The sequence below is a fragment of the Erythrobacter sp. A6_0 genome (assembly GCF_017744235.1).
Classification (GTDB): domain Bacteria; phylum Pseudomonadota; class Alphaproteobacteria; order Sphingomonadales; family Sphingomonadaceae; genus Qipengyuania.
The window spans coordinates 513,624-526,433 of record NZ_JAGHQR010000002.1; the positions used below are offsets into that span (position 1 = coordinate 513,624).

General features: G+C 64.4%; 17 protein-coding genes. 6 read left to right on the plus strand and 11 right to left on the minus strand.

Translation table 11 applies throughout. From position 1 onward, the window contains the following. The first annotated feature begins 20 nt into the window (after nt 1-20). The 6 genes from J7347_RS08165 to J7347_RS08190 all read left to right on the plus strand — a co-directional run bounded on the left by J7347_RS08165 (nt 21) and on the right by J7347_RS08190 (nt 5,054). Nucleotides 21-569: a flagella basal body P-ring formation protein FlgA gene (locus J7347_RS08165; RefSeq protein ID WP_067682939.1), complete on the plus strand. Its 549-nt coding sequence runs from the start codon at nt 21-23 to the stop codon at nt 567-569. A gap of 79 nt (nt 570-648) precedes the next feature. Beyond that, nucleotides 649-933, plus strand: a complete 285-nt coding sequence (locus J7347_RS08170; RefSeq protein ID WP_209161602.1) for a flagellar biosynthesis anti-sigma factor FlgM — start codon at nt 649-651, stop codon at nt 931-933. Continuing rightward, on the plus strand, nt 930-1,265 hold the full coding sequence (locus J7347_RS08175) for a hypothetical protein (RefSeq protein ID WP_245173905.1): 336 nt from the start codon (nt 930-932) through the stop codon (nt 1,263-1,265). Before J7347_RS08170 ends, J7347_RS08175 begins: the two co-directional genes overlap by 4 nt. 71 nt (nt 1,266-1,336) lie before the next feature. Then, on the plus strand, nt 1,337-2,197 hold the full coding sequence (locus J7347_RS08180) for a transglycosylase SLT domain-containing protein (RefSeq protein WP_348521588.1): 861 nt from the start codon (nt 1,337-1,339) through the stop codon (nt 2,195-2,197). Next, nucleotides 2,194-4,320 carry a flagellar biosynthesis protein FlhA gene (locus J7347_RS08185; RefSeq protein WP_209161603.1) on the plus strand — a complete coding sequence of 709 codons (2,127 nt, stop codon included), beginning with the start codon at nt 2,194-2,196 and terminating at the stop codon, nt 4,318-4,320. The genes J7347_RS08180 and J7347_RS08185 overlap by 4 nt, the downstream gene beginning before the upstream one ends. Beyond that, on the plus strand, nt 4,317-5,054 hold the full coding sequence (locus J7347_RS08190) for a sigma-70 family RNA polymerase sigma factor (protein WP_209161604.1): 738 nt from the start codon (nt 4,317-4,319) through the stop codon (nt 5,052-5,054). The genes J7347_RS08185 and J7347_RS08190 overlap by 4 nt, the downstream gene beginning before the upstream one ends. 4 nt (nt 5,055-5,058) lie before the next feature. Here J7347_RS08190 and J7347_RS08195 read toward each other — a convergent pair whose 3' ends face one another. The 11 genes from J7347_RS08195 to J7347_RS08245 all read right to left on the minus strand — a co-directional run bounded on the left by J7347_RS08195 (nt 5,059) and on the right by J7347_RS08245 (nt 12,803). Beyond that, complete coding sequence (locus tag J7347_RS08195) at nt 5,059-5,697, minus strand: LuxR C-terminal-related transcriptional regulator (RefSeq protein WP_209161605.1); 639 nt, start codon at nt 5,695-5,697, stop codon at nt 5,059-5,061. A 168-nt stretch (nt 5,698-5,865) separates the two neighbouring features. Continuing rightward, entirely contained in the window at nt 5,866-6,234 is a 369-nt protein-coding gene (locus J7347_RS08200) for a flagellar protein FliS (RefSeq protein WP_209161606.1), read from the minus strand. A 1-nt stretch (nt 6,235) separates the two neighbouring features. Next, the gene (gene fliD / locus J7347_RS08205) at nt 6,236-7,597 is read right to left on the minus strand and encodes a flagellar filament capping protein FliD (protein WP_245173907.1); all 1,362 of its coding nucleotides are present in this window, start codon (nt 7,595-7,597) and stop codon (nt 6,236-6,238) included. A 62-nt stretch (nt 7,598-7,659) separates the two neighbouring features. Continuing rightward, nucleotides 7,660-8,826 (minus strand): EscU/YscU/HrcU family type III secretion system export apparatus switch protein, encoded by a 1,167-nt coding sequence (locus J7347_RS08210; RefSeq protein ID WP_209161608.1) that lies wholly within the window; start codon nt 8,824-8,826, stop codon nt 7,660-7,662. Further along, nucleotides 8,823-9,608 carry a flagellar biosynthetic protein FliR gene (gene fliR, locus J7347_RS08215; RefSeq protein ID WP_067682918.1) on the minus strand — a complete coding sequence of 262 codons (786 nt, stop codon included), beginning with the start codon at nt 9,606-9,608 and terminating at the stop codon, nt 8,823-8,825. The genes J7347_RS08210 and fliR overlap by 4 nt, the downstream gene beginning before the upstream one ends. 10 nt (nt 9,609-9,618) lie before the next feature. Then, nucleotides 9,619-9,891 (minus strand): flagellar biosynthetic protein FliQ, encoded by a 273-nt coding sequence (locus tag J7347_RS08220; protein WP_067682916.1) that lies wholly within the window; start codon nt 9,889-9,891, stop codon nt 9,619-9,621. 7 nt (nt 9,892-9,898) lie between these two features. Continuing rightward, nucleotides 9,899-10,687, minus strand: a complete 789-nt coding sequence (gene fliP / locus J7347_RS08225) for a flagellar type III secretion system pore protein FliP (RefSeq protein WP_067682915.1) — start codon at nt 10,685-10,687, stop codon at nt 9,899-9,901. Further along, a complete protein-coding gene (locus tag J7347_RS08230) occupies nt 10,684-10,989 on the minus strand; it encodes a flagellar biosynthetic protein FliO (protein WP_209161609.1) in 306 nt (101 codons plus the stop codon). The genes fliP and J7347_RS08230 overlap by 4 nt, the downstream gene beginning before the upstream one ends. After that, nucleotides 10,989-11,312: a flagellar motor switch protein FliN gene (fliN, locus tag J7347_RS08235; protein WP_067682911.1), complete on the minus strand. Its 324-nt coding sequence runs from the start codon at nt 11,310-11,312 to the stop codon at nt 10,989-10,991. The genes J7347_RS08230 and fliN overlap by 1 nt, the downstream gene beginning before the upstream one ends. Nucleotide 11,313: 1 nt before the next feature. After that, nucleotides 11,314-12,156 carry a FliM/FliN family flagellar motor C-terminal domain-containing protein gene (locus tag J7347_RS08240; protein WP_209161610.1) on the minus strand — a complete coding sequence of 281 codons (843 nt, stop codon included), beginning with the start codon at nt 12,154-12,156 and terminating at the stop codon, nt 11,314-11,316. A gap of 62 nt (nt 12,157-12,218) precedes the next feature. After that, entirely contained in the window at nt 12,219-12,803 is a 585-nt protein-coding gene (locus J7347_RS08245) for a flagellar basal body-associated FliL family protein (RefSeq protein ID WP_209161611.1), read from the minus strand. Between the last annotated feature and the right edge of the window lie 7 nt (nt 12,804-12,810).

The window sequence follows — 12,810 nt, forward strand, 5'->3', positions numbered from 1 at the left end:
TTTCACGCAAAGGATCAGACATGCGCCTTCTCCATTCCCGTTTCCGGCATGCCGCCATCGGCGCTGCCATTTTCGCCGCGCCTGCGTTTGCTGCCACCCCGATGGATCTTTCGATCATCGACCGCGCGGTGGCGGATTTCACCGGCGCGGCCCAGGGCCAGCCGGGCGGCGCCAAGCTGCCGGTCGATCGCCGCCTGCGTCTCGATCCCTGCGACGGTCCGCTCGATCTCAGCTGGTTCGGGCGCGATCAACGCTCGGTCCAGGTGGTCTGCCCGCAGCGCGGCTGGAAGATATACGTCGCCGTCGATGGGGCGTCGTCGGCCCCCGTCTACGGCAACGGCTACGGCAATGGCCAAGCACGATCCGCTTCGGGGCAGACGCTGGTCAATCGCGGCGAAGGCGTGACGATCCTCGCACGCGGCAGCGGCTTTACTCTGACCCGCCAGGGCGAAGCTTTGGAGTCCGGCGCACAGGGCGATTGGATCAAGATCCGCCCGGTCGGCGACAAGAAGGCGACCCTGCGCGCGCAGGTCTTGCGGCCGGGTCAGGTCGGCATGGAATTGCCGTAGCGGCAAAAAAGATTGCCGGGCCGTTAAAATCGGTTCGGCGGTGCCGTTCTACTGATCGAACAGACAGCGGAGCGTTACCATGCGTATCGGATCAGTGGACCTTTCGGGAGTTATAGCGCGTACCAACGCGAACGTGACTCCCGCTGCCCGCGCCGCCTCTACTCAGAATGCGGCCAGCGACACCCGTGGGGCCCAGGCCCCGATCTCGACCTCGGTTTCGAATGCCGGACCTTCCGCGCCGATCGATCAGGATCGCGTAAAGGAAATCCGCAAGGCGCTCGAAACCGATAGCTACCCTCTCGTTCCCGCCGAGATCGCCGATGCGCTGATCGCGGCCGAACTTTACGGAAAGATCGCACGATGAGCCGCACCAAGGAAGTGATTGCCACGCTGCGGCAAATGATTGCCCTTCTCGAAGGCGAACGGCAGGCGCTTGCCGCCATGGATCTCGACCGGATTTCGAACTGCACGTCCGGCAAGCTGCAAATCTGCGAAAAGCTGGAAGCGGTGGAACGCGGCGACTTGGACGAGGAATGCCTTGGCCTGCTCGACGCGGTCAAGCGCCTCAACGAGATCAACCGTCGCCTGCGCAATCTGATCGCGACGAACGTGCAGAGCCGCCTCAGCGCGCTCACCGGTTCGGGCCAGGCCTATGCCGCGGCGCCGCGCACCGCCTATCTGGCGGCCCACGCCTGATCCCTTCCGCCCATCAGGCGATTTGGCACGTCTTTTGCTGACATGTCCCGGCAACCAAACCGGGAGGCCCTGTGCCAACTATCAGTCCAGTTCAGACCAGCAGCGTCCAGTCCGCGATCTCGCGGGCGTCGCAGCGCACCGGAGTCGATTTCGACTATCTGGTGGCGCAGGCGCGCCTGGAATCGGGGCTCGATCCGTCCGCCAAGGCGCGCACCTCCAGCGCGTCGGGCCTCTACCAATTCATCGATTCCACCTGGCTTAGCACGCTCGACCGGCATGGCGCGAAGCATGGCATGGCCTGGGCGGACGATGCGATCGGTCCCGGCGGCCGCGTCGCCGATCCCGCCACGCGATCGCACCTGCTCTCGCTTCGCTACGATGCCGACACCGCATCGCTCATGGCGGCGGAGCTGACGCGCGACAACGCCAACGGCCTGCGCGCGCATCTGGGGCGCGAGCCGCAGCCGCCCGAACTCTACCTTGCCCATTTCCTCGGCCTTGGCGGCGCGCAGCGCTTCCTCGGCGCCCTCGACAGCAATCCGAACCAGTCCGCCGCCGCGCTGATGCCGCAGGCGGCAAGCGCCAATCGGTCGATCTTCTATTCGGGCGGTGCCCCGCGCTCGGTCGGCGAAGTCATGCAGGTGATGCGCGACAAGGTCGCCGCCGCTTACGGGCAGGAGGGCTTCCCGCAGACCTTCTCCGCCAGTCAGCCGCAATTTGCAGGGTTCGTGCCGCCTGCCAGCTATACCGCGCACAGCGCAGCCTTCGCCAATGGCGGCAAGGCGCCCGCACCGGCTCCGTCCGGCCCAGTCCAGCGCGCCTCCATGGCGGATACGCTGCGCGCCACCTTCGCCGGCAGCGATCCCATCTCCAACCGCGCGACCGAAAAAGTCGCCGCGGCCTACGGTAAATTCAAGGCCTTCGGATTATGACATTGCGCACCGCCTTCAGCCCGGCGCTCGCGCTGCCGATCGGGATCCTCACCATCATCCTGTTGATGGTGATGCCGATCCCGGCGATCCTGCTCGACCTCTTCTTCGTACTCAACATCGCGCTGTCGGTCTCCGTCCTGATGGCGGCGATGAATGCGCAGAAGCCGCTCGATTTCTCCTCCTTCCCATCGGTGCTGCTGTTCGCGACGCTGCTGAGGCTCGCGCTCAACGTCGCCTCGACCCGCATCGTGCTCCTGAATGGGCATGAAGGCGGCGCGGCGGCGGGCAAGGTGATCGAGGCATTCGGCGAATTTCTGATCGGCGGCAATTTCGCCGTGGGCATCTTCGTCTTCCTGATCCTGATGATCATCAATCTGATGGTCGTCACGAAGGGCGCGGGCCGCGTGTCGGAAGTGTCGGCGCGCTTCACGCTCGATGCCCTCCCCGGCAAGCAGATGGCGATCGACAGCGATCTGGCCGCAGGGCTGATGACCGCCGAAGAGGCCAAGGCCCGTCGGCGCGAAGTCGCGACAGAGGCCGATTTCTACGGTTCGATGGACGGTGCCAGCAAGTTCGTGAAGGGCGATGCGGTCGCAGCCCTGTTGATCCTGCTTATCAACGTCATCGCAGGGCTGGTGCTCGGCATGACCAGCCACGGCCTGTCCGCGGGCGAAGCGGGCGCGCTCTACGTGACGCTGGCCGTCGGCGATGCGCTGGTCGCCTCGGTCCCGGCTCTCCTCCTCTCGATCGCCGCCGCCGTGATCGTGACTCGCGTTTCCGACACGCGCGACCTTACCGGACAGATCGGCGGCCAGTTCGCCGACCCCAAGATCTGGCTGCCGGTCGCTTGCATCCTGTTCGCCATAGGCTGCATCCCGGCCATGCCGCAGATGATCTTTCTGCCCCTGTCAGGCGGGGCCTTCCTGCTCTGGCGCGGCCTGAAGAACCGCAAAGCGATCCAGGAAGCCTATGTCGAGCCGGTCGCCGCACCCGATCCTTCGAAGATCACGATCGACGAAGTGACCGACCAGACGCTGGTGACGATCCAGCTCGGCTATGGCCTGATCCATCTCACGGACGAAAAGCATGGCGCCCCGCTGATCGCGCGGCTCACCGGCCTGCGCAAACAGATGTGCCAGAATTTCGGCTTCGTCGTTCCGCCCTTCCGGATCGAGGACAGTTTCGACGTCGATCCCGAAGCCTATCGCATCACGCTCGGCGGGACGCCGATCGGCAACGGGAAATTGCGTGCCAACCGGATGCTCGCCATCGACACCGGCGACGTCATGCACAGCCACGCCGTTCCGGGGGAAGCGACCGTCGATCCCAGCTTCGGATGCCCGGCGCTGTGGATCGAAGCGGGCTCTCGCGATCTCGCCGTGGCGGAAGGCTATCTGGTGGTCGATGCCGAAAGCGTCATCGCCACGCAGCTCAGCCAGTTGCTGGCCGGCCGCGCACACGACCTGCTTGGTCCGGATCAGGTCCGCGATCTGGTCGATTTCCTGCGCGATCGCCATGGCCAGCTGATAGAGACCGTGACGCCGCAGCCGCTGTCGCTCGCCGCCCTCACCCGCGTGCTGAAATCGCTGTTGCTCGACGGAATATCCCTGCGCCATGCGCTGCGCATCTTCTCCAGCCTGTCGCAGGCCGCCCAGCAGACGGCGGAGCACGACCGCCTGATCGACCTCATCCGGTCCGATCTCGGCTCGATGCTGGTCGGCGACGTGTGTCCGCCCGACGCGAAACTGCCCGTCATCACCCTCGCCGCCCAGCTCGAGGAGATGGTGGTCAGCGGAATGCAGGATCCTGCAAGCGGAGAGATCATCATCGAACCCGACCTCGCCCGATCCATCGGCGAGCGGATCGGCGCCATCCTTCAGCAGCGCCATCCCGACGACACGCGGCCCGCCCTGATCGTCCAGCCGCGCGCCCGCCGCGCTCTGACGAGCCTGCTGAAGCTACGCGCGCCGGGCGTGCTGGTGCTCTCGATCAACGAACTTCCCTCGGCCCAGCCGATCGAGGTGATCGCGGTCATCGGCGGCGAAAGCCCCGAAATCCCGGCTGACCAACCCGGCACCGACCCCACGGCCTACAGCCCCGAAATGGAGACACTCGCGGCATGAAGCACGACCATTCCTCCTTCACCGCGCAGACCACCGCGAAGCGGGCTTACGGCACCGATGCGACGGCGCGGATCGCGCAGTTCATGCCGATGGTCCGCAAGCTGGCCTGGTATTACGAAAGCAGTTGCGGCGGATCGCTCGACGTCGACGACTTGCAGCAGGCGGGCCTGATCGCGCTGACGGAATGCGCCCAGCGGCACGACCGGCCCAATGACGACGGATTTGCCGCCTACGCCAAGATGCGCGTGCGCGGCGCCATGATCGATCTGTTGCGCAGCCAGTCGAATCTGGCGCGCGGAGCCGCGGCGCTTGGCCGCCGTATCGAGCGCATGGCGGACGAATTGCGATCCGAATTGAAGCGCGAGCCTTCACCCAGGGAACTGGCGCGCGCTCTCGGCCTCTCGCTCGATGAATTGCACGAGGCGCGACTGCAGCTTTCGACATCGACCCACTCCATCGATGACATGTATTCCGACAGCGATGCCGCGTTCAGCAGCGACGAGCCCGACGCCGAAGCCAATCTGTTGCAGGACGAGGACCGCGAGGAACTGATCCACGCGATCGCCGCCCTACCCGAGCGCCTGCAACTGGTCATCAAGCTGCACTTTGTCGAGGAATTGAACCTTACCGAAATCGCCGCGATTCTCGACATCAGCGTGCCGCGCGTGCACCAGCTGAAATCCTCCGCGCTCGACAAACTGCGCTTGAAGATCGCGGGCGATAGCGAGGACTGACGTCCTATCTCGCAATAGGCTGTCCGGTTCCTTCGGGCCGGGAGGAAGTAAGCAAATCCAAGGCGTCGCCTTCGACGGCGATGCGGATCGCCTCGCTGGTGCTCGTCACGTCCAGCCGCGCCATGAGATTGGCGCGATGCGCCTCCACCGTGCGAGGACTGATATCGAGGTGGCGCGCGATCGCTTTGCTGGTGCCGTGATCGAGCATGCAGGCAAGGATTTCGTGTTCGCGCCGGCTCAACCGTTCGATCTGCGCGCGTGCCAGCGCGGCGCGCCGGCGCTTTTCGATCCTGGCGGGCAAATCCGGAGCAATTGCACGATATTCGCTGAGCACGTCTTCAGCCGCCAGAGGGAGCGAAAGATAGGACGCGGCCCCCGCCTGCATCGCCCGCACTATTTTCAGCCGACCGGGCCTCTCCGAATACGCGATGGCCGGAAGGCAGGAGGTGCGATCGACATGCTCCATCACCATCGGGACCGAATTGTCCCGGTCATGGACGAGGATGAGCCCGTCATCGGGCGTATAGGCTTCGAATTCCGCAAGCGACTCGAACGGTTCGGCATGGGCATCGTGCTCGGCCAGAGCGCGTCCGATCTGCGTGCGCCGGGCGGAATCGCCATCGATGACGAATATCTTGAGCATGCTCGCCTCCCCTCCTTCGCCTGCCGTCCGGCAGCGCAGTTGGCATGCGAACGCGCCTTTGCGCCACGCAGCGCACGAGGCTCAATTTCCTTTTTTTGATGAATTTTCAAGCAAAAGCTCGACCGAAGGGCCGCAATCGGCTGGGACGAGAGGTCTCCCGGCCCGCGTTCAAGCCGCGAACGCAGTGGCGATATCGCGGAAATCCTGCTTGAGTTCGGCGATGCGCTGCAGATCGACTGTGCGGATCGAATCGAGCAACAGGAATTTGGCCGCGCCGTAGAAATGCAGCAGGCTATCGGCCATCGCAGCGTTGCGATCGATACCCAGCTCGAGCGCGGTCAGCGCCGTGATCGCGCGAGTCAGCGACCGGCTGCGCGCGGCACGATCTCCGCGCATTTCGGCAAATTCCAGGGCCCCCAGCGTCTGAATGAAATCCTCGATGCAGAACAGGACCAGGTTCTCGCGCGAGCTGCCCATCAGGCGCGCGTCGAAATCGGCTTCGCGATAGGCGTCACGGGGTTTGGTGCGGGCCAGCATATCAGTTCTTCTGCGAATTCCAGACGTCGATCTGCGATTGCAGGAACGACAGTGTGGATTGCGATGCGGCGACCTTGCTGTCGACCTTGGCGAAGCGGGCGACCATGGTGCTGCGCAGCGTCTCCATTTGTTCGGTAAGCTTTTCGAGATCGCGATCCACGGTCTTCGCTTGCGACTGGTAGCGCGCGATCGAGCCGCCCAGCGAGCCGGGATTGGTCGATGTCGTATTCGCGCGGGCGATCCGGTCGATGGTCGAAAAGACGCCGTTGATCCCGGTGGTGAACATGGCCGAGACGCCGGCGGCATCGCGTTCGATCGTTTCCGTCAGACGCTTGGTATCGAGCGTGAAGCTGCCGTCCCGACCGATCGACAGGCCCAGTTCGGCCAGCGTGCGCGGCGATCCGGCAGGCGCATTGGGCATGATCTCGATCGTACCGAGACCCGACAGGGTCCGGCTGAGCCCGCGCGCGCCTGTGTCGCGGGCCAGGTCGCCGCTCTTGGGATCGACCGCTTCGCGCAAGCTGCCCACGATTTCATTCAACGCGCCGGTGATGTCCTGCATCACGCTGGTCAGCGCGGATTTGGAATTGGAAAACGATATCGTCGTGGGCGCGCCAATATTGGTGGCCGTCAGTTCCAGCGACAGGCCCGGCGCAGCGCTGGCGATCGTGTTGCTGGCGCTGCTGCGCGCAACGCCGTCGAGCGTGTATTTCGCATCGGCCGAGGCCTGCACCAATCGCGCGGGATCGTCCCCCGGACGCCAGGCAAGCGCGGAAAGGCCGGGCTCTGCGGCATCCTCCGCGACATCGATCACGAAGCCGTTCTTTTCCCCTTCCGCCCCCTTGATGACGAGCTGCGCGCCCGCATCGGTCTGGGCGACATAGGCCGAAAGCCCGGCATTCTGCGAATTGATGGCCCCCGCCACTTCGGACAGGGTCGCGCCGGGCGCGAAGGTGAGTTCCAGCGGCGTGCGCGCCGTATCCTCGGTAAAGCCGGCATTGGTGGTCGCGCCGAAGCGGATCGTCATCGTGCCCGCACCCACGCTCGCCGTCGCGCTGGCATAGCTGGGGGTGGTCATGGTCTGGGTCTTGGCGATCTGGGTGACTTCGAGCGAGTAAATGCCCTTGCCCTGCCCGCCGACGGGTGCCGAGACCTTCGCGACGGCGGAATTCGTAATGCTCGGCGTGGGCGCCAGATCGCCGGTCCGCAGTCGATCGCCCAGCGCGCTGGCAAACTGGCTCAGGGAGCTTCGGATCGATCCCGCAAGCGAGATCTGGCGTTCCAGCGTTTCCGATTTCTGCGTCAGCCGCGCATTGCGTCCGGCAAACTGCGCCTCCGCCAATTGCGAGGCGAGCCCGGTCATGTCGATACCGCTGCCTATGCCCAGCGAATTGGCGATGTTTGAGGCGGAGACATTCATAGGTTCTATAACGGCGCTGCCGCTTCAGGATTAACCGCCTGAGCCACCGATACCCGCCCTTCTGTATCGAAGCGCAGCGCTTCGGGCACGTCGATTTCAGGCATCAGCGGCGTCTCGCCGCGCTTGAGGCTCATGACATAGGCGAGGACAGAAGCGATCGCGCCATAGAGATCCTCGCAGATCACCTGGCGTTCGCGCGTGGTGTAATAGACGGAACGCGCCAGCTGCGGATATTCCAGCGTCGGCAATTCCATCTCGCGCGCCAGTTCCTTCATCGCCATCGCCTTGTCGCCGCGTCCCTTGGCAAGGACGATGGGTGCGGACGCCTTCATGGGATCGTAGGTCAGCGCGACCGCGAAATGGGTCGGGTTGGTGATGACGAACTGGGCATCGCGCATGGCGCCCGCGACGGAGCCGGTGGCGATATCGCGCTGGCGCTGGCGGCGCGCGGCCTTCATTTCGGGCGAGCCTTCGCTTTCCTTGTTTTCGTCGCGCATTTCCTGATGCGTCATCTTGAGGCGGCCCTGCTGGCGCACCCACTGAATCGGCAGATCGACCAGCGCGATGATGACCAGCCCACCCGACAGCGCGAAGATCAGCGAGACGATCGCGTCCCAGGCGGCCGATAGCTGGGCGGACAGATTGCCCCGCCCCAATCCGATCAGCGTCTCCATGCTGGAATACCACCACCACACGGCGATCGCGCCCAGAAGAACGATCTTGAGCAGGCCCTTGCCCATCTCGATCGCGCCCTGGGGGCCGAACATGCGCTTCAGCCCGTTCAACGGATTGATGCGATTGCCCTTGGCCTTGAGATTGTCGGTCACGAAACGGCCTCGTCCGAAAGCGAGCTGGGAAATCAGCGTAACGATGATGACCGGCACGGCCAGCGTCAGGATGGCGGGGACCGTCAGCAGAAGGCCTTCCATCAGCAGCGTCTCGGGTCCGAAATCGCGCAGGTCGCGCACGTCGAACTGGAACGCCTCGCGCGCCAGGCCCTGCAGGTCGCCCAGTAGCCATGGTCCGGCGAATGCCAGCCAGGCTCCGCCCAAGATCATCACCGCTGCCGTGCCCGCATCCTTGGAGCGCAGGACGTCGCCCTTCTTGGCGGCATCGGTCAGCCGCTTTTCTGTCGGTGCGAAAGTCTTTTCGCCTGCGGGCTGCTCGCTCATGGTGCCAAGATACTTTCGGTCTGATCGAGCCCGTCGGCAACGAGGCCGGTGAACTGATCGTAGATCAGCGGCGCGGAAATGATCAGCGCCGCCATTCCGGCCAGAACGCCTGCAGGCAGACCCAGCGCGAACAGGTTAAGCGAAGGAGCGGAGCGGCTCAGAATGCCGGTGAGGACCTGCACCAGTAACAGGATCAGCGTGACGGGCAGCGCGATCCGAAGCGCGGTCTCGAACATGAAACTGGCGAAACCGGCGATGGCGGCGAAGCGTTCGGGACCGAGCCAGGTCTGACCGGGCGGAAAAGCGTTATAACTTTCGGTTACAAGGGCGATCCAGTGCAGGTGCGCACCCGTTGCAAGGAAGATGAGCGTCAGCACGATGATGAAATACTGGCCGAAGGCCGTGGTCGACCCGCCCGAGCTCGGATCGGTCGTCATCGCCATGCTCATCCCCATGCCCCCGCTGATGAGTTCGGCGGCCACGGTCGGCGCGGCGAAAGCGAGCTGGAGGATGAAACCGAGGGCAAGGCCCACGATCACTTCGCCCGCGATCGCGAGCATGCCTTCGGCGCTGATCAGCGCTTCGGGCGTCTGCACGTTCGGCATCCAGATCGACACGAAGATGGCAAGCGCCCCCGTCATCGCGACGCGCACTGCCACGGGTACGGCGGACGCTCCGAAAAAGGGCGCGGCAAGCAGGGCGGCACCGAGGCGCGTCATCAGGAAGACAACCCGCCACATGTCCTGCTCGAGAGCACCAAGTCCGAAGTCGAGCCCGATCACGCGTCTGGTCTCAGCCGCCCATCCGCGCGATTTCGGCGAAGATATCCTGCGTGAAATCGCCCACCAGCGCCATCATCGAAGCGCCCAGGATGACGAGCACGAAGGCCACCGCACCCAGCTTGGGGACGAAGGTCAGCGTCTGTTCGTTGACCGAGGTCGCAGCCTGAACGAGGCCGATCACGAGGCCGATGGCGAGGCTCGCCAGCAGGATCGGAGCCGCTACGAGCGCTGCAATCCAAAGCATGCGATCGGCCATAGAGAGAAGAAGGGCACTTTCATCCATTGTCGGATCATCCAAAACTTGAGGCGAGCGAACCCATCAGCAGCGCCCATCCGTCGACCAGGACGAAGAGCAGGAGCTTGAAGGGCAGCGAAACGATCATCGGGCTCATCATCATCATACCCAGGCTCATCAGAACGCTGGACACGACGAGGTCGATCACGAGGAAGGGAAGGAACAGCATGAAGCCGATCTGGAAAGCGGTCTTCAATTCGCTGGTCACGAAGGCGGGCAGCAGGATCGAAAACGGAACGTCCTGGGGCGAAGCGAACTGGCCCGCATCGGCGATGTCCGCGAACATTTCGAGGTCGTATTCGCGCGTCTGGCGGATCATGAACGCATGGAACTGGTCGCCCGCCCGCTCGATCGCGACTTCCGCGCCGATCTGGCCTGCGGAATAGGGCGCGATGGCGGCTTCGTTCACGCGGTCCAGCGTCGGCGCCATGATGAAGAGCGAGAGAAACAGGCTGATCCCGATCAGCACCTGATTGGGCGGCGATTGCTGTAGGCCTAGGGCCTGGCGCAGGATCGCGAGGACCACGATAATACGCGTGAAGCTGGTCATCATCAAAAGAAGCGCCGGCAGAATCGTCAGCAGGCCCATCACCAGCAGCAGCTGGAGCGACAGGCTCAGCGGTTCACCACCGGCGCCCGAAAGCTGGCCGAACGCACGGTCGAGCGCGCCCGAGACGGCGGTATCGCCGCCGGTGGCCGCAGCGGTGCCGACCTGCGCGTTGACCAGCGTGGGGTAGCTCAGCGCGACGAGAGCCGCGCCCGCTTTCCAAAGGCGTGCGATCACTGGACGATTTCCTGCGAGATGGCGGGTTCGGCCGAGTGCTCGGATGGGCGAGCAGGCGCTTCGGCGAGGCGGGTGAGGCCGCCCTTGGAGGTGGAGACGAGGATTTCGCGGCCGTGAAATTCGATCACCGCGAGACGCAGCGTGGGCGAAAGCATGGTCGTCTCGACGATACGCACCGCCTTGGTTCCGCCCGAAGGCGCACCGAACTGGCCCTGCATCTTCTTGGCGAGCTTCAGCGTGCCCCAGATCATGAGGCCGATCAGCGGCAGCAGGACCAGAAGCTTGAGGACGTACCAGAACATCAGATGGCTTCTTCCGGGTTCTGGACGGGCGCGGCAGTGATGGGAGGAGCGCGGCGCTCGGACGAGGCTTCACCCGATGCGCCCACCAGCTCCAGCACTCGGATGGCGAAGCGATTGCCCTGCGCCACGACTTCGCCGCGCGCGATAAGCTTGCCGTTAACCATAATATCCAACGGGTCGTCGGTAAGCCGGTCGAGTTCGATCACGCTGGATTCGCCCAGTGCAAGAACATCGCGCAGGCGCATGTTCTTGCGGCCCAGTTCCACCGTCAGGCGGACGTCGATATCCTGGATCAGGCTGAAGCCGTCGTTCAAAAAGGACATGTCAGAGATTCCCCGTAAAGTTCGTATGCGTGAGTTCCATGGCGACCCGGTCGTCGAGTTCGCCGACGGTGCCATGGGCGATGGTGGTGTTGCCGATCAGGACCGGAACGTTGCGCTGGAGGGCGACCGGGATCATCGATCCTTCGGCCAGCTGCGCGATGCGCGAGATCGCCATCGGCACGTCGACCAGCACCGCACGCAGCGGCAGATCGACATTGCCGATCGCCGATCCATCCAGCCCCCGCGCCCCGATGGAACGACCGGTAGCAGGCGAGACGGCGCGCGAGCCGACCAGCTCGATCAGCGTCGACTGGCACAGTGCGAACCGGATTTCCCAGCCGGTGGCCGCGCCCTTGGGCGTCGCGGTGAGCGTGGCGGTCCAGACCTTTTCCGTCCCCGCGATGGGCATGATTTCGTGCGCGTGTTCGCCGGTCGCGCTGAGCGCGAATTCGCGGCGGTCGCTGGCGCGCTGGAGAAGGGAATTGATCTTGCCTTCGAACTGGCGCGCGAAGCAGGCCGCCGAAGAAGGCAGGGTGTCGCACAACTCGTCGACTTCGCCCGTACCGCCAAGGATCCGTTCGAACTGAGCGACCAGCGCGCCCACATTCGTCGAGACCAGTGCGCCGCGCGTATCCTGGCCGAGCGAATAGAAGCCGTGCAATCCGCCCGCGCCCAACTGGGCCAGCCAGTCTGCGGCGGGAACCGTCGCGATCGATCCCATCGCCACCGTCAGGCCGCGATTGTCGCACAATTCGGCCAGCAGCGGCTGCGCCTGATCGCTGATCTGGCGAACGAGGCGTGCGAATTCGGTCTCGAGATCGACCGGCGTCGCGGCGCGGCTCAACAACTCGTCGCAATGACGGGCAGCGCGCTTCGCTGTCGCGGTATCGGGGAAGTTTTCGGAGATCATTGGACGATGAAGGACCGGAAGTAGACGTTCTCGACGCCGCCGAAGCCCTCACGCTCCTCCAGCACCTCGTTCATCGCCTTCGTCAGGCGCTGTTGCAGCTCTTCCTTGCCGCGCACATCGATGAGTTGCATCTCGTCGGTGGTGGCCAGTTCGGCCAGCACGCGCGAGCGCAGCGCCGTCTCGTGCTCCTGCAGCCACATCAGCACACGCCCGTCGTAATTCGTCGAGGCGGCCAGGCTGACCTGAACCAGAGCGCTGCCACCGGCGAGGTTCGAGGTGAATTCGTCAGTGAAGTTGTAATAGGCGGTGCGATACTTGCTGCCGCCCGTGCCATGGACGACCTTGACCTTGTCCTTCTCGGCTTCGGCAGCACCGAAGGGATAGGGATCCTCCTCGCCCTTCAGGACGAGCTTGGGAGTGTCGTCTTCCTTCTCATGGCCGGCATCGCCCAGCATACCCATGGCGAAAGCGCCGTAAGTGCCACCGCCGCCCGCCCCGAGCAGGACGAGCGCGATCAGCGCTTTCTTCATGAAGCCCCCCTTCTTCTTGGGCTCTGCGGTGTCAGTTTTCGCGTCGGACATGATCAAT

Excerpts from the sequence above, each read along its gene's own strand:
- J7347_RS08220 (WP_067682916.1), bottom strand. The coding sequence starts at position 9,891 with ATGGATGAAAGTGCCCTTCTTCTCTCTATGGCCGATCGCATGCTTTGG.
- J7347_RS08230 (WP_209161609.1), bottom strand. The coding sequence starts at position 10,989 with ATGTTCTGGTACGTCCTCAAGCTTCTGGTCCTGCTGCCGCTGATCGGC.
- J7347_RS08195 (WP_209161605.1), bottom strand. The coding sequence starts at position 5,697 with ATGCTCAAGATATTCGTCATCGATGGCGATTCCGCCCGGCGCACGCAG.
- fliN (WP_067682911.1), bottom strand. The coding sequence starts at position 11,312 with ATGTCCTTTTTGAACGACGGCTTCAGCCTGATCCAGGATATCGACGTC.
- J7347_RS08165 (WP_067682939.1), top strand. The coding sequence starts at position 21 with ATGCGCCTTCTCCATTCCCGTTTCCGGCATGCCGCCATCGGCGCTGCC.
- J7347_RS08185 (WP_209161603.1), top strand. The coding sequence starts at position 2,194 with ATGACATTGCGCACCGCCTTCAGCCCGGCGCTCGCGCTGCCGATCGGG.
- J7347_RS08210 (WP_209161608.1), bottom strand. The coding sequence starts at position 8,826 with ATGAGCGAGCAGCCCGCAGGCGAAAAGACTTTCGCACCGACAGAAAAG.
- J7347_RS08200 (WP_209161606.1), bottom strand. The coding sequence starts at position 6,234 with ATGCTGGCCCGCACCAAACCCCGTGACGCCTATCGCGAAGCCGATTTC.
- J7347_RS08175 (WP_245173905.1), top strand. The coding sequence starts at position 930 with ATGAGCCGCACCAAGGAAGTGATTGCCACGCTGCGGCAAATGATTGCC.
- J7347_RS08245 (WP_209161611.1), bottom strand. The coding sequence starts at position 12,803 with ATGTCCGACGCGAAAACTGACACCGCAGAGCCCAAGAAGAAGGGGGGC.
- fliD (WP_245173907.1), bottom strand. The coding sequence starts at position 7,597 with ATGACCGGGCTCGCCTCGCAATTGGCGGAGGCGCAGTTTGCCGGACGC.
- J7347_RS08170 (WP_209161602.1), top strand. The coding sequence starts at position 649 with ATGCGTATCGGATCAGTGGACCTTTCGGGAGTTATAGCGCGTACCAAC.
- J7347_RS08190 (WP_209161604.1), top strand. The coding sequence starts at position 4,317 with ATGAAGCACGACCATTCCTCCTTCACCGCGCAGACCACCGCGAAGCGG.